This is a genomic window from Ruegeria sp. BG9 (assembly GCF_056538305.1).
In genome coordinates this window covers 97,918-120,163 of the sequence record NZ_JBQFSY010000004.1, presented here as the reverse complement: position 1 = coordinate 120,163, position 22,246 = coordinate 97,918, and the positions used below count along the sequence as shown (strand labels likewise).

Below are 22,246 nucleotides of genomic sequence, written 5' to 3'. Positions count from 1 at the left end.
TCTGTCCGCCGTCGAAGTTTCACCCAAGTCACGATCAGAGATCACACTGCCATTGGCCGGGTCAAGTGGGGCTTGAACACGTGGTGCGCTCCATTTGAAATCGTCCCCCAACCACCAGGCATCTGTTCGCAATTTGTATGGTATGTGCCTCATGCCGTGATCCTCCGAACTCGGGTCAGACGCAGTGCACCCAAAGCCGCCAGGATGATCAGCCCAAAAATCGCTTGAGGCTCGGGAGTGGATGATCCGCTGAACGCGGTTTTGGGATAGGCTGCAGCGCCGACGCCCGCCACCTGAGGCAGGACCACCGGAGTGACTCTTGCCGGTACCTCGCCTTCATTCACAACCTGTTTAGACACAGCCACAAATGAGGTGAACTGCGTCTGAAGATTGAACTTCAACCCAAGATCGGTGATCTGTGCCTCAAGCTTTCTGGGGTTGCCGGTCTGAACCGCCAGCGCGCGGTCCAAATCCGCAATTTTCGTCCGCGCCCAGGTCAATGGGATTGCCGTTCCTTGGCGCATTTCATCTTCAGCGGTGGGCCTCGATGGCAGGTTAGGAGACAATGGCATTTGCGCGTCTCGACCCTGAACCAAGCCATTGATCTTGATGTCCGTAGGCCCGCCACCTTCGTATCGAGCCATAACCCGGATTGAGCCACCGTCGAAAAGGTCAGGGATATGCTGGGGAACTACGTCGGTGACATTCAGCCTGCCCCAATCGACGGATATGTCCGTCAGTACCGGCGATTTCAGGTCTTGGGCGAGCGTTTCAGCAACATCTGACGCGCGCTGAGTTGGGTCGACATATCGGGCATAGCCGCGACCTTCTTTGGCCATCCCATCCAAAAGGTAGCGATTGACAGCAGTGCCAACACCAAAGGCATAGATCCGAGCATCACCGATCTGGCGCCGGATTGTGCGCAATACATCCGCTTCACGCCCGATATAGCCATCGCTGAGAAAGACGACGATGCGCAGTGTATTCTCAGGTTGCCGCGTCGCAAAGGCGTGCCGGATTGCGTTATCGATTTCGGTTCCACCTCCAGCGCGGAGGTCGCGCACGTAGCGCAAACCAGACCGGATGTTGCCGTGTGTGGCGGGAACGGCTTGGGATGCGAATTCGGACGCGCCAGAAGAAAACCTGATCACGCGAAAATAGTCCTCGGGACGCAAACCGTGCAACGCAGCCTCCATAAAACGCTTGCTGGCATCCAGCGGTGCGCCGCCCATTGATCCCGAGGTATCGAGCACAAAAACCAGCTCTCGCGCCGTGATTTGATCCAATTGCGGAACCTTTGGGGGTTCGATTAGTAGCGACACAAAACCGCCGCGCTCATCATGATGCGCCAGCACTCCGGCCGCTGTTTGATCACCGCCAAGTTCGTAGCGCAGAACAAGATCACGGTTGTCGATCACGCGTCCGTCCTTGAAGGTGGCACTGATTGCTCCATCGGACTCCTCAAGCTGCAGATCATGAGTTGCGCTTGTCAGATTGGAAACGGGGACAGCGCCACGCAGGTTCAGGTCCAGCGAAACGCGTGCGGGTTCAATCGTATCTGGGTTCGTCAGGCTTGGAACCAGCGGGTACTCGGGTAGCTTGGAAACCGTCCAGCCATCGATCTCAGTCACGGCGGAGGCGTCCAGCTCTTCTTCGTGGAAGTCCGCCAGCACGACATTCTCGGACGTCGGTTCAAAGTCCATCCTGCCCTGATAGCGCGGCCCGACAACCAGTGGCAGCACTAACTCATAGGCATCATCGATCTTTGGAACCGCCTGCACATAGCTCAGCGTCACCGTGATCGGCTGCCCCGGCATCAGGTTGGCCACGTTCTGAGTGAACATGTTGGGGCGATTCTGGGTCAAAAGGGCTGCGGCCTTTCCCTCTTGCTTTGCGGTTTCAAAGGTTTGTTCGGCCTCGTGCTTTTTCTGAACCTCAGCCTCAATCACTTCGTCGCCAACCCGCATCTGCATGGCATAGACGGCGGCCTTTTGGTTCAGTGGAAACAGATACTCGGCCGACATCGGATCATCCGACGGATTAACGAACACCTGCTGCACCTGAACGGTTGCCATATCGCCCTGAATATCAACGGAAAGGTCCGATTTCAGCAGCGGAAGATCCAAATGACCCGCCGCGCCACTACCGACCAATCGGCCCGCAACTTCATCTTCGGGCTGGGCGTCGACGGTCCCGGGAAACAGTAAAAAGAGAAAAGCAAAGTGGCGTATCATATATCCGTTCCTTTGATGGCTTGAATGTCCAGAGCTGCAATCGTGGCAGCGTCGAGTTGGGCGCGAAGCTCGCTGTCCAGACTCCATGGGGTAATCCTTTGCACGCTGCTCCAGGTACCGCCGGAGCCGTTCAGCCAGCGCCAGATCGCCTCACCCACACTGGGTGTGACCTGCCCGTTTTGTGAGACGTAGCTGACTGCGACGAGCCATTCGTGCCCATTTGGGCCGATCGCGCGATAGTAGGCACTCGGAACGCTGTCATAGTGTGTGCCAAGAAAGTGAACCTTGTAACCCAGACCCCGCAGGCAGATCTCCGGTGCATGCAGGTGCCGCAGCGGTGCGCGCGTGCTGACCACATTCAGCCCCATCGGACCAAACTGAGCCTTCTGCGCCTGTCCGCCATAGGCTTCGAAGTAGTGTGACTCCATCGCAGTCAGAGGCACGCTTCGCATAAGATGCCCGTGAATTTGTGTGGGAAGGTTCGGGGTTGCCACTCTGCCCGAAACATCCACTGGATTGGCCTTGAGGGACACGATGGCAATGCTGCCGACTAGACAAGCAAGCCCGCCAAAAGCTTTGATGGATTTCGGCAGGATGATCCGGCTGGATTTTGGGCGACCTACACATGCAACCGCATTGCGGGGCCGATAAAACAGCGCAAAGGGCGCAACCGTCAGAGCAAGCGTTACCAAGCCGATCAGGCTGTGCCAAGGTTCGGCCATCACATCCAGACCATGTGTAATCCCAATTGCCAGAAGTGAAATGCGCAGGCTATTGCCCAAGGCGGCGCATCCGATCACGGTCAAAACGCTGAGGCCACCAACATACAGTTTAGGACGCATGATCGCGTTCTGAGTGACCACAAAAGCCAGCGACAACAAAAGCCCTGACGCGCCCGAGCATGGCAAGTCCACCAGAATGTCTTTCTGTTCCAAAGTGATGCGCACCCCGTCGCAAACGACACCTGAAAACAAAGAGCCAAGCATGTGACAGGACAACTCCGCCGAAACCATCTGCAACGGGAAGCCAAGCGTGCGCTGCAAGACCATCTCGGCTGGTAAAGAAAACAAAAACAGAGTGGCCATCCAGAATGGCGAAAGCGCGAAGGGGCGACGATGCAGCTGCATTACCGAAACCAGCGCGAAAACATCCAATGCAAGCGCGAAAGCACTGAGGATATTGACCGCCAAAACCTGTCCTAGAAATCGGATCAAAGCGGCCAGCAACAATAAGGCAATCGTAGGTATCTGAGAGCCCACTTCATTTGGACGGCCGCTCAGAACGCTCATGCCGGCCAAACCAAAAATCAGCAGAACATAGATATATCCGTGCGACCCGTAAGCCGGACTAAGCCAGCTTTGTGCAAGCCATTGCAAAGGCTGCGCTGCAAGAATTGCGGAGGCGGTTGCGAAGGTGCACCAAGCCAAGTTATCTGCGGTCAAACGTTTCATACCGCCAGATGTGACCGGCGAATGCGCATTTCCCCTGCCCAAGATGTGCAGATTTTGATGAGACACTCTCAAGTGAGGTCTTTGTCGCTTTTCTCAGTCCTCAGCACACTGCGCGTATTGCCTTATGCCATGTAGGCTCTGCAATCACTTCTAAAGCGCGCCGGACTTCAGGCGTCAGCAATGGATGTGATCATTGGAACACTGTGTTCTGCAGCGCATCAAAGGTGGTCAACTAGCGGGCACTTGTAGAAAATTTGACGGCTACTGGGTTCGCACCTTTTGCGCGCAGTTCTGCAACATGCTCACCCGGTTTGAATGCGTCGACCCAAGCATCCAGATCTTTCGCGACCTTTTTACCGTCCAGATACCATTCAACAGGTTTTACTGTTGTTCGCCCTGTGAATGTGCCCCAGAGGTGTAGCGGTCTGTCTGCGCGCACCACCTGACCCTCCAAGGGATGAATGATGGCAAGCTCGGGCGAGACCGCAGGTAGCTTAACTGGCTTGGTATCGGCCGTCGCGGTGGAATAGCCGTCATGCGCCAGAACCCTGATCCGGACTTTGTCGGCTGGGATGACGGCTGGGTCGATCTCAACAGAGTTGCCCGTCACGCCAACCGTCAGGCCGTTCCAGCGTTCGCCATCAGCGGACCATTGCAGCCAAATATCAGGGGCATAGCCTCGTTTGGCTCCATTCATTTTCCAGGAAACCTTTAGACCAGATTTGCCAATACTGGCTTCGGCCGATGCTAGTTGAATGGGCCGCGCCGGGCGTTTGCGTTCCCATAGGGTCGTATCGCCCTCGCAAATTCGAATTGCAGTTCCGAGGTCGACATCACCCATTGCCGCAATGAAGTTGTAGGGCGGTTCAGCCGGATCCTTCTTGCCGCCCCCGCCGCAACCGCAGCCATCACCATTGGCGTCGTGCGTATCCATAGTGAAGACGGGCGCAGATGAGATCACCTCGTCGTTGTCACCGAGCAATTGGATGACAAGATCAGTGCGCGCGCCAGACATCCTCAGGGGTCGCGTTGGAACCCGCACGAGGCTTGCGACCGATGCTTGCATGTCTTTGTCAACCGCCCCGACAATCGTCACGAATGGACGTATCTGGTCTTGCCGGTCGACTTCCATGTCACCTGCCCCTGTCGCATTGTCGCCAGACACGCCTGTTGCCAGTGCAACCGGGTCAAATTCGGCGCGGTTCAGCATGTAGTTATGCGTAAAGATCGAAACCCAACGCGGGCCGCAATAGCCCATCAGATCCTCGCTGTTGGCCGGTCGGTGTATGGTTCCGTCATTTGTGTCGAGACCGTATTCGCCGATGCTCGCATCCGAATAGACTGTATTGCCGCTGGAATTGGTTGTTGTCATACCGGTATCGTAGGGTTCGTACAGCGGATAGTTTGCATTCGGTGTGCCAACCGCACCGCATGGGGCATGCGGCAGGCCCGCCTGATGGCCCAATTCATGCGCGAGCGTGACCGGATTGTTGGACAGGCCAGCACCGTTGCCGCCGCTGGCACATCCTGTATTGCCATGCGAACGCGGGATCGCCGCATTCACCAGACCATAGTAAAGCCAGTCGCCCTGATTGCCGTCATTCGTGCGCGCATTGGCCACGAAATTCAGGATTGGTGTCCAGTTGGGATCGCATCCGCCTGCCGGGAACATATTGTTTGTCAGCCCCTGCGTTGTGGTCTGACTGTCGATGATCCGCACGTTGGGTGTACTGCCCACAGGGAAGACCCGAAGCGCAAAACTGGTGTCCGCGGCCACCTGCGCTGCGTTGGGTGCTGGCAAGGTAATATTCGCTCCACCACCCATTGGCGGGCCTTGATAGCCGATCGTGACGGCTGCAACGCGCAACTCTTGCTCAAGGTCGACGTCGACGAGTTGTTGGGCGGTGTCACTTCCGCCATAGCAATCATCCGGCGAAGAGACGGTGATCGAAAGACGCAATAGCCCTGTCATAACATTTGCCGGGATGATGAAGTTCAGAGTCGCATCGATATCGCGGCGCTCTGCGTCATAGCTGGAGAAACTGTCCTGGGCCGTCATCGGGGCATTGAACGGCGGGATATTGGCCACCGAGGACCAAACTCCGCCAACCCGGCGTTCCACTTGAAGTGTGCCGCCGACATTGCCGAGCTGCCCGTTGTCGAAACTCGGATCCTGCCCGCTGCGCAAATATGTTCGCACCCAGGCCGATTTATTGGCCACCAGTTGCAACGAGTTGTCTGGGCCGCGATCAGCCGGATCCGTCAGATGCTGGGCGGCACGGTAATACTGGATCGCCTGCGTTACCTCTATCCCGTCAATGGACAGGTCCGGTGGGTTCTGGAAGACAAGGTCCAGACCCTGACTGACAGTAGCTGGTTTGCATTGCCCGGTCGCGACGATTTCGACACGTACCTTTGTCGTCTGATTGAAATCGGTTTGATCAAAGTCCCAACGCCCCAGATCAGGGGCTGGTGCAATCTGTGCAATGACGGCACCGGTTTCGGTGTTCACGATGCGAACTGTCACGGTGTCTGCGGCACAGACTTTCCAACGAATTTTGAGGACCTCGCCAGGCAACAGACAGTCGTCATTTTGATGCCCTTTGACAATGAACTTGAGGATATCAGCGCTTGTGCCTTCGAACTCAGCCAACATCTTTCCGCTTATGCGGTAGTCCAGAAAACGATCACAGACGTTGATGGTCTGAGCAGGCGGGATGATCGTCAATCCGCACCCCGCACTGGTGGGCACGACCACGCAGATGCGTTTGTCCGACCACGAGGTCGGCTCCATGATCGGGCCGGGATTCATCGTTCCATGCTGGGTGAACTGCACTTTCCCAGCAATATCGCCAAAGCCGCATCCGCAAATAGCGACAGTATCACCAGGGCAAGCACGCTCGGGGTTGATCTCAGTCACGGTGTAGCAGTCGATACTGCACCAGTTCCGATAGGCATCTGTGATGCAATCCAAAATGGGCTGACGTATACAAAGGTGGCAGCAAGGCACCTGACCGCAGTGGGCTTTACCAGTGCAGATACACAGCACGTATTCTAACAAATCAATAAAATGCCGCTTTGAATGAGGTTTTTTGCAGATCAGGTTGACGGCTGCTTCGTGTAGCGCGGTTAACGCTTGGAAACGACATAGTTGCTCTAACAACGCGCCGACATACTTGACCATTGTTGGTCGGTGACCGCAGGACACATGCATGGCAGCGAAAACCATCAGGCTTATGTCTTCGTCGGCGATCAGGGATTTTCCCGTCGGACAGACTTGGTCGGAACAGCAGGCCGATTTGTGTTTGGATTTGACCGGTTTGCAGTCGTCGTCGTTGCAGTCATCGTCAAAAATGTCCTGCAACACGCTGCCAGCATCCTCGCCGGACGCGCCGTTGCAGCCGCAACCCGTTGGCGACGTGGCGCAAAGGGCATTTAGCACATCCACAAATCGCCCCTTGGCAGCAATATTGCCGTTCAGAACATGCCATGCGTCATCAAGCGCATTGCCGAAGATCGCAAGCGTCGGTCGAACGCACTCAGAGAGGTCCAAGCGCTTTCGCTGCAGCCGCCCGGCATCCACAAGCTCAAGTGCTTCCTCTATGTCATCCAAGATACTGTCCGGTAAAAATGGCTTGTCGGGCACGACCCAGCTTAACGGGCGGTTCAGGTGGCCGATGAATTCTTCTGCCGGAACGGCAACGTCGAAATTGATGCCTTCGCTGCAGGAACAGTCTTCCACCTTGAGCCGGGCCTTGTGAATGCGCCTTCCATCGCGATCGCGCAGCTTCATCCGAAATTCCATGGGGCCTTCGCATTTGCAATCATCGGGGATTTTCGACGGATCTACTGTGAGCACAAACCGGCCATCAGCGGCCGTCAATACGCACCCCAAGTCGATCTTACAGTCATCTCGCTTGTGCCAGGCGTTGCCAAAAACGGCGCGAATCTTGACTAGTAGTCCGTGTACAGGTTGGCCGTTTTCCTTCTGAGTGACGCGACCGAAAACAAATTGAAAGTGACTAGGCATAGCTGAAACAAGCCTCCGATTTAAATATGAACTTCTGCTGATTTCACTTGGGAATTGCGCCAAAAAGGACGCTTTGCACCAATTGCGACCAAGTGTGATATGCAAATTTCAAATAGGGTTAATGTTAATAAAATATGCTATTATTCTGCGCCAAAATCCCCAAAATGTCAATCAGATGCCGCCCCCGGCGGCGCTCTGGGCGGCATTTGGAGCCGTGGGCACGGCACCCCTTCTGAACGGTGACAGATGTGGAATGTCGCTCAGCTCTAAGGTGAAGGTCACGTTTTTGGGGCAATTATACCGCGTATGCGGCCCAAAACACCGACGGCCCTTTGCGGCAGTTCGTCCAACATTCAAGTTTCTGCGGCGGCAGGCGCAACAACAGACATTAGTGCGAGGGCGTGAACTATGAGCAGGCAATGACCTGGGCGCGGACTAAGCCGAGGATCGACTATTTCGCTCTTACACCGCTTTGTATTCTGGAAGTTTGGACAAGGCAGACTTCAAGGCGTCGCCCCAACCTTCAGATATCGTTCGAAAGTACTGATCGTCACTCTCAAACCTGGACCGCGTACCAGCCTCAAGGCTGTCTTCATCGTAAAGCAGTAGATCCAGCGGCGCCCCAACAGACAAGTTCGCCTTGATCGTTGAATCGAAACTGACGAGCAAGAGTTTCACGGTCTCCGGAAAACTCATTTCGGGATCGTAGGCCCGCACCAGAATTGGGCGGCCGTATTTTGTCTCTCCGATCTGAAAGAATGGGGTGTCGTCGCCCGCCTCGATAAAGTTGCCTTCTGGGTAGATCAGGAACAATCGAGACGGCCCGCCCTTAATCTGCCCACCCAGAATGAGCGTTGCGTGAAAGGCGCTGTCAGCTTGTTGCCCAGATCGGGCATGCTCTTCGATGACATCGTTCAGCGTAGCCGCGACCAGTTGCGCGACCTGAAACATTGTCGGCGCTTCCAGGATCGAGGGAGAACGATCTTCCGGGGCCTTAGTGCGCTCCTCAAGCAGGCTTACTGTGGCCTGAGTGGTTGCCAGATTGCCAGCGGTCAGCAGAGTGATCGACCGCTCACCTTCCACCGTCCAGTTGAACATCTTGTTGAAGGTCGAAATGTTGTCGACGCCTGCGTTCGTCCGCGTATCGGACATGAACACCAGTCCGCGGTTCAGCCGCATGCCCACAGCATAGGTCATTAAGTTCTCCGTTACTGCTGTGCGACTTGCAACTGTACTGTCAATTGCTCGCCCGCTGTCCCAATTCTGTTCCCTATTACCGGCGCAGCTTGGGCATAGTCCAGACCGGTTGCGACGCGTACATAGCGATGATCAGGCGAAATTCCGTTGGAAACGTCAAATCCAACCCATCCGAGCCCGTCCAAATGCACTTCGGCCCAGGCATGGGTCGCATCCTGCAGCTCGGTTTCGTTCATCATTAGGTAACCCGAAACATAGCGAGCCGGCAGTCCGATCTGTCGAGCGCAGGTAGTGAAAATATGCGCATGGTCCTGACACACGCCGCACCCAGCTGCGAGGGCCTCTTCAGCGCTCCAGCCTGGCTGCGAACTTCCAACTTCGTAGCTGACCCGAGATCGAATAATTTCGGACAAGGCGTGCATCTGCTTAAGCGGTTCGCCTTCGGGCAGCGCGCCGATCACGTCAGCAACCCCTTTTCCTGGCGTTGTCTGAGGCGTGCTACGATTGAAAAGCCATAGGGGTGTCGACCCTTCGTGGCGTCCCAGGACTCCATGTGTGTCCTCCACCTCCACAACGCCTTCGGATATCAAGGAAATGCTTTGGGTATTTGCTTCGAAACTGATCAATTCCACAGTGTTTCGGTGGTAGTCTTCAAAGCTCAGCTCTTTGATCCCTCCGATGACTTCGGTGCTCCAGCTTTCAATGGTCTGGTTGCGAAATGACTTTGGCGTTTTCCTAAGCTGCTGCAGTCCAAAGGGGACCGGCGCGTCGAAATCGTATCGTGTCTTATGGCGAATATGGAGTTTCATGGGCTACTCATAGAACCGGTAGTCAATCTCGATCTGACGACTTAAGCTGCCGAGATCTTTCAGAAAATCCTGAATGTATTCATGCAGCCCCAACTCAAAGATATCGGATATTTTCCGGTCCAGATATTTCTCGTACAGTGAATTTGATGTGGCGCATGACGGCCCCGCAAAGCCATAGTCTTTCTTCAGGTAGGACAGGTTTTCTTGAATCTTTCTACAACAAAAGTGAAGACTGCGGGGCATCCGCTCATCCAAGATCAAAAACTCAGCAATGTCAGACGGTCTTGTTTTCTGACCGTGTGTCATCCGATAGCCGCCACCAGCACCGACGGAACGAAGGATGCTTTCCCACTGGATGTTGTCCAGGGACGAGCCGACTGAGAACGCCGTGGGCAATAGAACGTAGTACTTCACGTCCAAGATGCGCCCCGTGTTGTCGGCCCGTTCGACAAAAGTGCCGATGCGAGTGAAATCGAAGATATCATTGCGCAGCATGGTACCCAAAGTGGCGCCACGGACCAGTGCGGCCTGGTGACGAATAAGCTCCAACATGGCGGGCAAATCGCGCTCATTCACACGGCGCTTCATCGCCTCGTCAATTTGCATCCAACTTGCGTTCACCGCGCTCCAAACATCGTGGGTCAATGCGGTGCGAACAAGGCGTGCGTTGTTCCTTGCCTGTTTGATGACCGACTTGATCGAGGATGGGTTTTCGGCATCGCGCAACACCCAATCCACGGCGTTGTCTTTTGAAATGTCATCGTACTTGGCATGGTATCCATCCAAAACGCCAGCCGTTTTCAGTACAGAGCCCCATTCTTCGGCAGAGTTCTTGGATCGCGTCAACGCCATCCTCTGACCTGTTTCCAGCAGCCTCGCCGTGTTTTCCGCCCGTTCGAGATAGCGGGACATCCAGAACAACCCGCCAGCAGTTTTTCCCAGCATGGTCAGTCCTCCAGAACCCAGGTGTCTTTAGTCCCGCCGCCCTGACTTGAGTTCACGACGAGCGACCCTTTCTTCAACGCCACGCGTGTCAAACCGCCGGGTGTGATGTTAACTCCATCTGGGGACACCAAAACAAAGGGGCGCAGATCAACGTGCCTGGGTGCGAGCCCCGAGCGCGCGAAAATTGGAACCGTTGAAAGCGACAGAGTCGGCTGAGCTATATAGTTCCCGGGTCTCTTCTTCAGCTTTTCACGGAAAGCTGAAATCTCTTTCTTGCTGGCCGTGGGGCCAATCAACATGCCGTAACCGCCAGACCCATGTACTTCCTTGACCACGAGGTCGGACAGGTTGTCCAGCACATATGACAAGGACTCTGGCTCGCTGCAACGCCAGGTGGGTACGTTTTGAAGCAGGGGCTTTTCGCCCGTGTAGAATTCAACGATTTCAGGCATGTAGGAGTAGATTGCCTTATCATCCGCGATACCTGTGCCCGGAGCATTCGCAATAGTGATGCCCCCCGCGCGGTAGACGTCCAGGATGCCAGGAACGCCCAGCGCGCTATCAGGGTTGAAATTCAGCGGATCTAAGAAATCGTCATCGACCCGTCGATACAGAACGTCGATAGGCTTATAGCCCCGGGTGGTACGCATGCAGACGCGGCCGTCGACGACCCTCAGGTCGTGTCCTTCGACCAACTCCACTGCCATCTGATCCGCAAGAAACGCATGTTCGTAATAGGCTGAGTTGTAGATACCGGGGGTCAAAACCGCGACCGTGGGTTCTCCTTCTGCACAAGCCGGAGCGCAGGCTGCAAGAGACCGCCTCAAATTTCGCGGGTAGTCGGAAACATTTCGTACATTTGTGGCGCTGAAGAGCTCGGGGAACATCTTCAGCATCGTTTCCCGGTTTTCCAGCATATAGCTGACACCGGATGGCGTACGCGCGTTGTCCTCAAGCACAAAGAACTCATCTGGTCCGGTTCGCACCAGGTCAACACCGACGATATGCGTATAAACCTGACCGGGCGGCGAGACACCGAGCATCTGCGGCAGGAACGCTTCGTTTCCGGCGATCATCTCGGCCGGTACACGTCCGGCCCTTACGATTTCTTGGCGGTGATAGATGTCGTGAAGAAAGGCATTGATTGCCCGCACCCTTTGTTCGATGCCGCGTTCCAGCCGCTGCCACTCTCGTGCGGAAATGACGCGCGGCACGATATCAAACGGTATCAACCGTTCCTCTGCTTCCGCTTTTCCGTAGACATTAAAGGTTATGCCCGTCAGCCTGAAGACTTCCTCAGCCTCGCGCTGCTTAGCTCTTAGCCGTGATACATCTTCCGCATCAAACCAACGACCGATCTCTTCGTATGGACCTCTGAGCGATCCATCGCTGTTGAACATTTCATCAAAATACTCACTCATGCGAGAAGTTTGACGATCAATTCGGGGTTTTCAAGTCATTCGGTCCTTTTTGGTAAGCACTTCTGGAAGAAACGCCTATTTTTCAAGCGAGTTGGTGCATCCACCAATTTGAACAATGCCGCTGGTTTTTTAGTTCGAATTCATGCGGCTTCGTTGCACAAATCGAGGAGAAGGCTTGCTCCCCCTTTCCTCTGACAGACTTATCCTTCGGGCTCTGCGACGAATGCGAGACCCCTTGGGATCAAACACTTGATCGGCGAACATTTGGCTGGATTTCGATCCCGCGGCTGATACTTTGCCCTCGCATCGGTTTTTAGCTGCAAAACATATGTACGGATAATTTGTTGGAGCGCGCCTTTGGTCATTCCTTTTCACGTTCGGGAAATGCTTCAACGCATTAAAGCGCGATTTGACGCCGATCAGATACCCCAGCAGATGGCGCCGAGCGACGCCGAGTTTTCTACACTGCGCCCCTCCCGCAAGCCGACCAAAGAGATGGTCGAACGCTTTTGGGGCAAATTGAAACCCACAGCCAGCGCAGAGGATCAAGCGCAGATTGCAGATCCGGCGACGATTGAGAACGCCGGAACCTATGGCTCAAATATCGAGAACTTCATCGGCACGGTTAAGCTGCCTGTAGGGATCATCGGCCCCTTGCGCTTGAACGGGATGAACGCAAATGGCGATTTCCATGTCCCCCTCGCCACTACCGAGGCCGCTCTGGTCGCGTCTTACGCCCGGGGCGCTTACGCCGCCACCCGTTCGGGCGGTGTCAGCACTGCCGTTCTGTACGAAGGAGTGCTGCGTACACCTGCTTTTGTATTCGAGAGCCTGCTCAAAGCCGGGCAATTCGTGGATTGGGTGGTGACAAATGTCGATTTGCTCCAGTCTGCGGCCGAAGCGACGACTCGTCATGGCAAGCTTGTATCATTGGAGCCGTTCATCGACACCAACGTCGTTTTCCTGATTTGCCGATATACCACAGGGGATGCGGCGGGTCAGAACATGGTGACCATCGCCACCGACGCCTTGTGCCATGCCGTCGCAGATAGCTGCCCTGTCGCGATTGAAAACTGGTATGTCGAAGGTAATTTCTCGGGCGACAAAAAGGCCTCGGCTTTAGGGTTGGTGACGGGGCGCGGGCGCAAGGTCAGCGCCTCGGTCACGCTTCCGGCCGAGATTGTCGAGAAGACGCTGGGAACCACGGTCGAAGCGATGCTGGACTATGGCCGCGTCGCCAATCTGGGGGCGCATTTGTCGGGCCAATTCGGCGCGCAGGCACATTATGCAAACGGGCTGGCGGCGTTCTATATCGCAACCGGACAGGACGCGGCCTGCGTTGCCGAAAGCGCAATGGGCGTAACGCGCATGGAACCTAGAGGCGACGATCTGTTCTGCTCGGTGACACTTCCTAACATCCTTGTCGGCTCGGTCGGTGGCGGGACCGGTTTGCCCAGCCAGACAGCGGCGCTGAACATACTTGGCCTCAGAGGCAACGGAAATGGCACAGCTTTGGCCGAGGTGGCCGCAGCCACATGCCTCTGCGGCGAAATCTCCATTGTCGCCGCAATAGCTGCAGGCCATTTCACCCGCGCCCATGAAAGCCTGGCCCGCCACAGATGAGCATTCAGAACCGATTTTGGATTTACCAGTCCGAGCGTTTTCCGGTGAAGAAAACCGTCCCTCTGCTGCTGGTGTTTTCCTCGGCCAGCATCTGCGTGTCCGCTCGTCTGGCCGACCGCCCCCTGCCCGAGTGGCCCGCCTTTGCCGCCGGTTTTGTGCTGGCCATGGCGTTGTTCTTCCAGATGCGGGTCTGCGATGAGTTCAAGGACGCCGAGGATGACCGGCGGTACAGGCCGGACAGGCCGATCCCACGCGGATTGGTCTCACCAGGCGAAGTCCTGAGCCTGGGATTGCTCACCATCCCATTGGCGCTTGCTGCGGCATGGTTCTGGCACCCTCCCGTTTTGTGGCTGTTGGGTGCGGTCTGGATCTGGCTCGCGACGATGACGGTTGAATTCGGCGTCCCGGTCTGGCTGAAAGCCCGACCGGTTCTGTACCTGCTCAGCCATATGGCCATCATGCCCTTGATTGACCTCTTGCTGACCGGTCTCGAGTGGCTGCCAGCAGGTGGGGCAGCGCCCTCGCTCTGGCTGTTCCTGGCACTGTCCTTTGTGAATGGTTGCGTCCTTGAGATCGGGCGCAAATTGTGGGCGCCGGAAAACGAAATCACCGGGGTCGATACTTATTCCGGCCTTTGGGGGCCTCGTTTGGCGGGATTTATCTGGATCGGCTGCGTCCTGGTATCCTACGCCCTACTTGTTGGCACAGGCAGCGCCACCGGAGTCGGCTGGCTAACCGCCCTGATCGGCGCGCTGGCACTTGTGCCCTGCGGAATTGCCGCCCTCCGCTACACTCAGACACCCACCGCAAAAGCCCAAAACAGGATGGACACAGTATCCGGCCTATGGGTGTTCTTCTGCTATGCTACGGCTGGTTTTCTACCCTTCCTGATCGGAGCCGTTGCATGAGTTTCGTCATTGCCCAATCGGATGCCACCGATGCCTCGGTCGTCGGTGGGAAAGCGGCAGCCCTTTCGCATCTGGCGCAGCACGGGTTTTCCCCGCCCGCGTTCTTTGTCATCACAAATGATGCATTTCGCATGGGGCAATCAGGACCCATCGCGCAAAAGGGCCTGCAATCGGCTGTGACCGCCGCGCTTGAAACGCTCGGACCCGGGCCTTACGCGGTGCGGAGCTCTGGCAGGTCCGAAGATGGTGTGGAGCACAGCCACGCGGGACAGTTCGAAACGGTCCTGAACGTCCCCAGCAAAGATGTGATCGCAGCGGCCAAGCAGGTCTGGCGATCCGGTTTCTCAGCCACGATTGAGACTTATCGGGCGGTCAAATCCGGCGGTGAGGCCGAAGCCCCTGCGATCATCGTGCAATGCATGATCGACGCAAAAGCGGCCGGTGTAGCCTTTTCCGCCGATCCGGTCATTGGTCGGCGCAATGTGGTCGTGATCTCGGCCATTAACGGGCTTGCAGAGCAGCTTGTGTCAGGCGAAGCGGACGGAGAAGACTGGGTCATTGGTTTGGATGGCACACCAGAAAACACTCTGGACACGCCCGCGCATTTGACCCTGCCCGAGGCACAATCCATTGCAGCCCTCGCCCGAAAGGCCGAGGCGCTGTTCGGTTCCCCTCAGGACATCGAATGGGCGATCGATGCGCAAGGGCTGCATATTCTGCAGGCCCGACCGATCACCACGACCCTGCGCCCGGCGCCGCTTGCAGATCAGACCCTGACCATTTTCGACAATTCCAATATCGTCGAAAGCTATCCGGGGATTGTCAGTCCGCTGACTTATTCCTTTGCCCTGCATGTGTATTCTCAGGTGTATCGCGCATTCGTTAGGCTGTTGGGCGTGACCCGGCATACGGTTGCCCGAAACCCAACAGTGTTTGACAACTTACTCGGACGGGTGGACGGGCGCGCCTATTACAACCTGATCAACTGGTATCGCGCGCTGGCGCTTCTGCCCGGGTTTTCGTTAAACCGTGACTACATGGAAACGATGATGGGCGTTTCTGAACCGATGCCGCGAGAGGTTACCGATGCTCTTGCCCCGCCGTCCACCACCGGCTGGCGCAAACTTGTGGACTACGCGAAACTGGCAAAAGTTGCGGGCGGCTTGGTCTGGCAGGCCATCCGACTGCCACGGACTCGGCGTGATTTTTATCGCAGGCTGAACGATATCTTGCAGGCGGGGCTGGATGTGGATGCTTCGAATGCGACCGAACTGGCCGCCGAATATCGCCGCATTGAAAGCACCCTGCTGGATCGGTGGGATGCCCCGCTGATCAACGATTTTCTATGCATGATTGCCTTTGGTGGCTCGCGCAACCTGGTGCAAAAGTGGCTGGGCGAGGATGGGTTGACCCTGCACAATGACCTCATGATCGGGCAAGGCGATATCGTTTCAGCGGAACCCGCGCAACGCATTGCCAGGATGGGAGAGTTGGTCCGGCAGGCAGGTCTTGCCGAGCCGCTAAAGGCCAGTGCGCATCTGTCGGTTTTGTCCGGATACCCCCAGATCGAAGACGAGGTTGAAGCATATCTTGAGAAGTTCGGCGACCGGTGTACGGAGGAACTCAAACTGGAAAGTGTTTCGCTGCGCGAAGACCCGACCAGCCTGCTGCTGGCGATTGCAGCCAGCGCCGAACGTCCGCCGTCCGTGCGTCAGGAAGGCGCTGAGCCGGACTGGAAGGCGGTGTTTCCGTCAAACCCTCTCAAACGGCAATTGGCCAAATGGATATTGGGCTGGACCAAGGCGCGCGTGCGCGACCGGGAAAACCTGCGCTTTGAGCGCACGCGTATCTTCGGCTACGCCCGGCGTGTGTTTTTAGGCATCGGTCGGGAATTCGCCGCCCGCGACCTGCTGTCCTCACCTAAGGATATTTTCTTCCTGACTACGCATGAAGTTCTCGGAGCGGTTGAGGGCTACAGCTTGTCACCCGACCTGAAAGGCATCGTTGCAAGGCGCAAACGCGAGGATGACGCCTCCTCCCGACGCTCCGACCCGCCCGAACGTATCGAAATCCGCGGGCCCGCCATCGCGCCGGTCTGGTCCGAAAACAAGGAAACCGAGGTAGACACAGCACGAGTAAAACACGGCACGGGCTGTTCTGCGGGGCAGATCAAGGCGCACGCGCGTGTGATCCGCGACCCACGCACCGAAGCCCTGAACCCCGGAGACATTCTGGTCGCCCGCCACACCGACCCGGGCTGGATTGCCGTGTTCTCGAACGCCTCCGCCATCGTCGTTGAACGAGGGTCGCTGTTGTCACATTCGGCCATTGTCGCGCGCGAGTTGGGCATCCCTTGCGTTGTCGGCCTGAAAGGCGCCACGCACTGGATTGAAGATGGCGAGATGATCCGTGTAGACGGGGCAAGCGGCGCAGTGGAGCGGTGCGATGGGTAGCAGCGAGATCGAGACAAAAGCGGATTTCGACCATATCCGCTATGCCCAACTGTGGGAGGACGCAGATGTCCTCACCTCAGCCTTGGGCGAGTGTGCGGGCAAGACGCTGGTGTCCATCTGCTCAGCCGGGGACAATGCGCTGGCGATGCTGACACTCGATCCTGCGCGCGTTGTGGTTCTGGACCTGTCACCGGCGCAGATTGCCTGCCTCAGGCTTCGGATCGCGGCCTATCAGGTTCTGAACCATCCCGAATTCATCGAACTCACAGGTTCGCGCGCAAGTACGCGACGGGGTGCCCTGCTGAACCGGGTTTTAGAGGCCACCGATGCTGAGACGCGCGCCTTCTGGAAGGCGCTGACCCCGGAGGTTGAAAGACATGGTATCGGCGGTGTCGGCAAGTTCGAGCGCTATTTTCGCATCTTTCGAACCTGGCTGTTGCCGCTCGTCCATTCTCGCCGCACCATTGACGCAGTGTTCACCCCCCGCTCGCCGACAGAGCGCCAGACCTTTTTCGACACACGGTTCAACACGGTTCGATGGCGGCTTTTGCTGAACCTCTTCTTCTCGCGTTTCGTCATGGGACGCATGGGTCGGGACAGTGCGTTCTTCGACCATGTCGAGGGCAGCCCCGCCCAACATGTCGCCCGCCGTATTCGTCATGCTGGGGTCACCACCGATCCCTCACGAAATCCCTATTTGCAGTGGATTCTCAAAGGCGATCACGGAACCGCGCTGCCGATGGCCTGGCGGCGCGAACACTATGAGACGATCCGATCCCGTTTGGATCGACTGGACATCCGCCTCGGATCGTTGGAGGCTTTTGTCTCAACCGGTGAGAAAGCAAGCGGCTTCAACCTGTCCGACATCTTTGAATACATGTCGCCGGAGACCTTCTCGCAGGTCTACGGCTCTATCCTGACCGCCGCCGAGCCAAACGCCCGGTTGGTCTATTGGAACATGATGGCACCCCGGCGGGTTCCGCCGGAATACAGGGAGCGGGTAGACACCTTGACCGACATCGAAACGCAACAGAAGGCCCGCGACATGGCATTCTTCTATTCCGATTTCGTCGTCGAAGAGGTTCAGCCGTGACGGTTCTTGGGCAGATCCTGTTGGCGGCGGGGTCCGTGGTCGCCTTGATCGGCGTCATGATGGTCATACGGTATCTGGCCAAAACGGCGGGGTTGAGTGCCGAAGTACAGCGCAAACTTATGCATGTCAGTACCGGCCTCTTTGCACTGCTTTTACCTTGGCTCTTTCCCGATCGTTGGCCGATTTACATGCTGATTGCAGCCACAATCCTAGTGATGCTGGTGCTCCGCCTTCCGCGCTTTTCATCGGGTCTGGGCGCGACTCTGCATGGGGTAGAGCGTACGTCCTACGGTGACTTTCTGCTCGCCTTGTCGGTTGGGCTTTGCTTCCTGCTGGCTGGGGAAAACACACTGTTCTACATCCTGCCGATTGCTGTTCTGACACTGGCGGATGCCGCTGCTGCGCTGGCCGGAACTACCTATGGAACCAAACGCTACGTGGTGGAGGATGGCGACAAGAGCTTGGAAGGCTCAGTCGTGTTTTTTGTCGTAACGCTGTTGGTCGCGATCATCTGCTTCTTGTTCATGTCGAGCCTCCCACCGTCCAACATCATGATGTTGTGCCTTATGGTGGCGGGTTTTGGCACGTTGGTCGAAGCGCAAAGTTGGCGCGGTTTTGACAACCTGTTCCTGCCGCTTGGCTTGTTGATTTTTCTGAACGGCCACTACCACAGCTCTTTGGCGGAGCTCGCCCTGTTGGCTGCCCTGTTCTTTGCCGCCCTTGCCAGTTTCGGCGTGGTGGGAACCAAACTGGGCCTGACCAAACATGCGACCCGTGTTTATGTTGTTGCAGTTTTTTTGCTGCTAGCCGCCGCAAAATTGCAAAATACGGTGCTGCCGATCATAGTTCTTGCTGCGCATGGGTGGGCGCGCACTGCTTCTCCTTGTGACAGCAAGTACCCCGATCTGGATATCATCGCCGCCTTGGGTCTTTTGGGGTTTGGTTGGCTTGCGATGGGTCATGCAACAGGATGGGATGCGATTTCCTTTTTTGGGCTAAGTGCAATGGGGCTGGCCATGGGGCATATTGCGGTGGCGCTGCGTTCCAGCCCAATCGCGATACCGCTTGCTGCAGCTGTTTTGTTCGCCGTACGGGCTTGGGTTGTTTCCCAGAATTCCGAACAATCAAACTGGGCCGAGCCTCTGGCGGCTTTGGCACTGTTTTCACTCTTTCTTACAGCCGCAGTGCCGTTGGCTCGACCACAATGGTTCGAAAAAGACAGAGTGTTTAGACTCACGCTGTTGGCCCTGACCCTGCCCTTGTTTTACTACCTTTGGAGCGTTGTTGGATCGCTTGGCGTAGGGGTTATTTCATGACCAAAGAGACCATCAAAACAGCGCATGCAAAACTGACCGTCTACCTGAACGGCCCGAACTGGGAGGGTGCGCCGACAGCAACTTTCGGTGAATTTTCCTGTAAAACGCCTGAGGCTGGTGACGAGATTCTGCGCGAGGGGATCGAGCGGGTGCAAGATGCGGGCCTCGACCGTATTATTGGGCCGATGTCGGGCGATACATGGCACAGCTACCGGTTCGTCTCGGACAGCGACGGGTCCGCTCCGTTCCTTATGGAGCCCACCAACAAACCGCATGAGCTCGAGGTGTTCCGGTCTGTAGGTTTCGCAGAGATCAGTCGGTATTTCTCGGCCCGTGTAGCGCTGCAGGCCGCTGCTGCGACCGCACCGTCGGATAGCGGCCGCTTCGTGGTGGAGGCCTGGGACGGAACGGACCCCGAGGCCCTCTTTCGTCAGGTCTTTGAACTCTCAACCCGGGCGTTCTCAAACAACGCATTCTACAAGCCAATTTCTGAGGCGGATTTTCTGGCCATGTATTTGCCGGTTGTGCCGATGATGAAGCGCGACCTGATCCTATTTGCGCGCCGCAACGACGGAACCCTGGCCGGGTTTTTGTTCGGCATTCCCAACTATGCCGAAGGCCCCAATCCGAAATCCGCCATCCTTAAGACCTATGCCAGTCTCGAACAGGGGGCCGGTCGACATTTGGCCCACAGGTTTCACAAGACGGCATTGAGAATGGGGTACGACACGGCAATTCATGCGCTGATCCATGATGACAACACCTCGGCTGACCGCAGCGCCGCCGAAGGCGCAACGATCTTCCGGCGCTATACCCTGCTTGGGCGCAAGCTGAATGGCTGATCTGTTGTCCCATTTCGCCGCTGCGGTTGAGCGGGTTCCAAATCAGACCGCAATTGTGGACGGCAAGGGGCGCGAGATCAGTTTTCAGGCCCTATACAAACGCGTACAGCAATTGGCGGGTCGGTGGCAGGGCAAGGGCATCCAACCGGGGGATCGTGTGCTATTGGCAATGCCGGTCAACGCAGACCTCTATGCCAGTCTGGCTGCCCTGTGGTCCCTTGGTGCCACTGTTGTCTTACCGGAACCGGCCATGGGACTGGCCGGTCTGTGCCACGCCATTCGGACAACAAACCCAAAAGCGTTCTGTTCGGCGGGCCCGTATTCCTTGCTAAAGTTTCTGGTTCCCAGCCTTTGGACCCTTCCCTTGCTCACGCCCCGAGAAGGCCACATCAACCCGACGGCGCACAAGGTTCAACCGTATGATATCGCCCTGATCTCCTTCACCTCCGGCACGACTGGTAAGCCCAAAGCCATTCCACGCTCTCACTCGTTTCTGATGGCACAGCACGACGCCATCGCACCCCTCCTCCACAGCGACAAGGCCGAACGCGACCTGGTCGCCTTTCCAGTATTCACCCTGATCAATCTGGCGGCTGGGCGCACAAGTGTTTTGCCAAACTGGAGGCTCAGCAAGCTGGACCGCCTGTCGCCCACGCAGTTGGAACGGTGGATTCACGCGCAGAACGTCTCCCGTGCCCTGATCCCGCCATCACTGTGCGAAAAGCTGGTTCGATCCGAGGACACAGGGCCGTTGCACACGGTATTCACCGGCGGTGGCCCGGTGTTTCCAAACCTGGTGGAGACATTGAGAAGCCGGCACAGGCTATCGGTTATGTGCGTCTACGGCTCGACCGAAGCTGAACCAATCGCGCATCTCAATGCCCTCGACATCTCGGAAGAGGATTACCGCGACATGGCTTCTGGAAAGGGGCTGCTCGTGGGCTATCCGGTCCCTGACATCACGCTCCGCATTCGCGACAACGAGATTCAGGTCGCCGGCGCACATGTGAATGAAGGGTATTTGGACCCGCGTCACTCACAACAAAACAAAATCAAGGAAGGTGACATTGTTTGGCACCGGACTGGTGACGCGGGCACGCTGGATGATGACGGACGTTTGTGGCTTTGGGGGCGTATCGGATCCGAAATTGAAGTCGCCTCAGGTACGCTTTTCCCCTTTGCGATCGAAGTCGCGGCCCAGCAATGGCCGGGCGTGGATCGATGCGCTTTTATCACAACGAAAGTAGGCCCCACACTCTGCGTCCAAGGAACACAAAAGTACCTCGAGGATTGGAAGCGTTCTGCGCTTGGGTTTGGCGTTCCCGATGTGGTTTCGATTGAGAGCATCCCCATGGACAAGCGCCATGCCTCCAAAGTCGATCGCGCGAAACTGGAAAGCAGCCTGACAACTTAGGCACGATACGGCTCAACAATCGCCAAAGCTCCATACCTGAACGGCTCCTTCGCCTTGCTGGATGACGCATTCTTATCCGCATTTAAAGAATCATCGAATACGAGGCCTCTACTTCCTGGGTCGTTTCGGCCGACTAGAGCCCTTGTTGAGGAACCGAACCCATCAAGCACGGGGAGCGTATGAGACGCCGTTCGGTGGGGCAGATCAAGCGCGGCGATTGGATAGACGGCGAAGCCGTCGAGACCCATCATGCCGGGCCAGGCACCCAGCAGGTTTATCGAAAGAGTGCGCATGTTTCCCGATGCAGAAGCAAGCGCAAACGACTTTTGGCTGAAATGCCTCACCATACCGAACCACTATCGTCACTGAACCCGTGTTATGTGAAGCGATATCTGTTTAAGTGGTCAGTTCCCCTGCGAAGCTCACGCACCATCACTCATTTATTTCTGGCAGAAGGCCTCGATCTCAATTGCAAAGACCGGTCAAATCCAGCCCATAGTGGACACCAGT

At 56.6% G+C, this 22,246-nt stretch carries 15 protein-coding genes; 8 read left to right on the top strand and 7 right to left on the bottom strand.

The annotated features are described in order from the left end of the window. Positions 1–149: 149 nt before the first annotated feature. The 3 genes from ACR0I8_RS08385 to ACR0I8_RS08375 all read right to left on the bottom strand — a co-directional run bounded on the left by ACR0I8_RS08385 (position 150) and on the right by ACR0I8_RS08375 (position 7,298). Positions 150–2,234 (bottom strand): VIT and vWA domain-containing protein, encoded by a 2,085-nt coding sequence (locus tag ACR0I8_RS08385; protein WP_170690836.1) that lies wholly within the window; start codon positions 2,232–2,234, stop codon positions 150–152. Beyond that, positions 2,231–3,685 (bottom strand): exosortase T, encoded by a 1,455-nt coding sequence (gene xrtT / locus ACR0I8_RS08380; protein WP_170690838.1) that lies wholly within the window; start codon positions 3,683–3,685, stop codon positions 2,231–2,233. Before xrtT ends, ACR0I8_RS08385 begins: the two co-directional genes overlap by 4 nt. Before the next feature lie 232 nt (positions 3,686–3,917). Continuing rightward, positions 3,918–7,298 (bottom strand): hypothetical protein, encoded by a 3,381-nt coding sequence (locus ACR0I8_RS08375; RefSeq protein ID WP_170690839.1) that lies wholly within the window; start codon positions 7,296–7,298, stop codon positions 3,918–3,920. A 57-nt stretch (positions 7,299–7,355) separates the two neighbouring features. Between ACR0I8_RS08375 and ACR0I8_RS08370 the strand changes: the two genes are divergently transcribed. After that, positions 7,356–7,643 (top strand): hypothetical protein, encoded by a 288-nt coding sequence (locus ACR0I8_RS08370; RefSeq protein ID WP_170552044.1) that lies wholly within the window; start codon positions 7,356–7,358, stop codon positions 7,641–7,643. A gap of 534 nt (positions 7,644–8,177) precedes the next feature. Here ACR0I8_RS08370 and ACR0I8_RS08365 read toward each other — a convergent pair. Genes ACR0I8_RS08365 through ACR0I8_RS08350 form a run of 4 tightly spaced genes read right to left on the bottom strand, consistent with a single transcriptional unit; the run spans position 8,178 to position 12,087 of the window. Next, positions 8,178–8,912: a proteasome-type protease gene (locus tag ACR0I8_RS08365; protein ID WP_170375812.1), complete on the bottom strand. Its 735-nt coding sequence runs from the start codon at positions 8,910–8,912 to the stop codon at positions 8,178–8,180. A gap of 11 nt (positions 8,913–8,923) precedes the next feature. Next, on the bottom strand, positions 8,924–9,721 hold the full coding sequence (locus ACR0I8_RS08360) for a transglutaminase-like domain-containing protein (protein WP_170690841.1): 798 nt from the start codon (positions 9,719–9,721) through the stop codon (positions 8,924–8,926). A 3-nt stretch (positions 9,722–9,724) separates the two neighbouring features. Further along, on the bottom strand, positions 9,725–10,666 hold the full coding sequence (locus tag ACR0I8_RS08355) for an alpha-E domain-containing protein (RefSeq protein ID WP_170690843.1): 942 nt from the start codon (positions 10,664–10,666) through the stop codon (positions 9,725–9,727). Between the two features lie 2 nt (positions 10,667–10,668). Then, complete coding sequence (locus ACR0I8_RS08350; protein WP_170375820.1) at positions 10,669–12,087, bottom strand: circularly permuted type 2 ATP-grasp protein; 1,419 nt, start codon at positions 12,085–12,087, stop codon at positions 10,669–10,671. Between the two features lie 384 nt (positions 12,088–12,471). Here ACR0I8_RS08350 and ACR0I8_RS08345 point away from each other — a divergent pair, with 384 nt between their 5' ends. The 7 genes from ACR0I8_RS08345 to ACR0I8_RS08315 are packed head-to-tail and all read left to right on the top strand — an operon-like array spanning position 12,472 to position 21,736. Next, positions 12,472–13,710 (top strand): hydroxymethylglutaryl-CoA reductase, encoded by a 1,239-nt coding sequence (locus ACR0I8_RS08345; RefSeq protein WP_170690845.1) that lies wholly within the window; start codon positions 12,472–12,474, stop codon positions 13,708–13,710. After that, positions 13,707–14,618, top strand: a complete 912-nt coding sequence (locus ACR0I8_RS08340; protein ID WP_170690847.1) for a UbiA family prenyltransferase — start codon at positions 13,707–13,709, stop codon at positions 14,616–14,618. The genes ACR0I8_RS08345 and ACR0I8_RS08340 overlap by 4 nt, the downstream gene beginning before the upstream one ends. Beyond that, complete coding sequence (locus tag ACR0I8_RS08335; RefSeq protein ID WP_170690849.1) at positions 14,615–17,071, top strand: PEP/pyruvate-binding domain-containing protein; 2,457 nt, start codon at positions 14,615–14,617, stop codon at positions 17,069–17,071. Before ACR0I8_RS08340 ends, ACR0I8_RS08335 begins: the two co-directional genes overlap by 4 nt. Continuing rightward, on the top strand, positions 17,064–18,164 hold the full coding sequence (locus ACR0I8_RS08330) for a DUF3419 family protein (protein WP_170690851.1): 1,101 nt from the start codon (positions 17,064–17,066) through the stop codon (positions 18,162–18,164). The genes ACR0I8_RS08335 and ACR0I8_RS08330 overlap by 8 nt, the downstream gene beginning before the upstream one ends. Continuing rightward, positions 18,161–19,480 (top strand): hypothetical protein, encoded by a 1,320-nt coding sequence (locus ACR0I8_RS08325; protein WP_170690852.1) that lies wholly within the window; start codon positions 18,161–18,163, stop codon positions 19,478–19,480. The genes ACR0I8_RS08330 and ACR0I8_RS08325 overlap by 4 nt, the downstream gene beginning before the upstream one ends. Continuing rightward, complete coding sequence (locus tag ACR0I8_RS08320; RefSeq protein WP_170690854.1) at positions 19,477–20,322, top strand: hypothetical protein; 846 nt, start codon at positions 19,477–19,479, stop codon at positions 20,320–20,322. Before ACR0I8_RS08325 ends, ACR0I8_RS08320 begins: the two co-directional genes overlap by 4 nt. Next, positions 20,315–21,736 (top strand): AMP-binding protein, encoded by a 1,422-nt coding sequence (locus ACR0I8_RS08315; protein WP_170690856.1) that lies wholly within the window; start codon positions 20,315–20,317, stop codon positions 21,734–21,736. Before ACR0I8_RS08320 ends, ACR0I8_RS08315 begins: the two co-directional genes overlap by 8 nt. Positions 21,737–22,246: the final 510 nt, after the last annotated feature.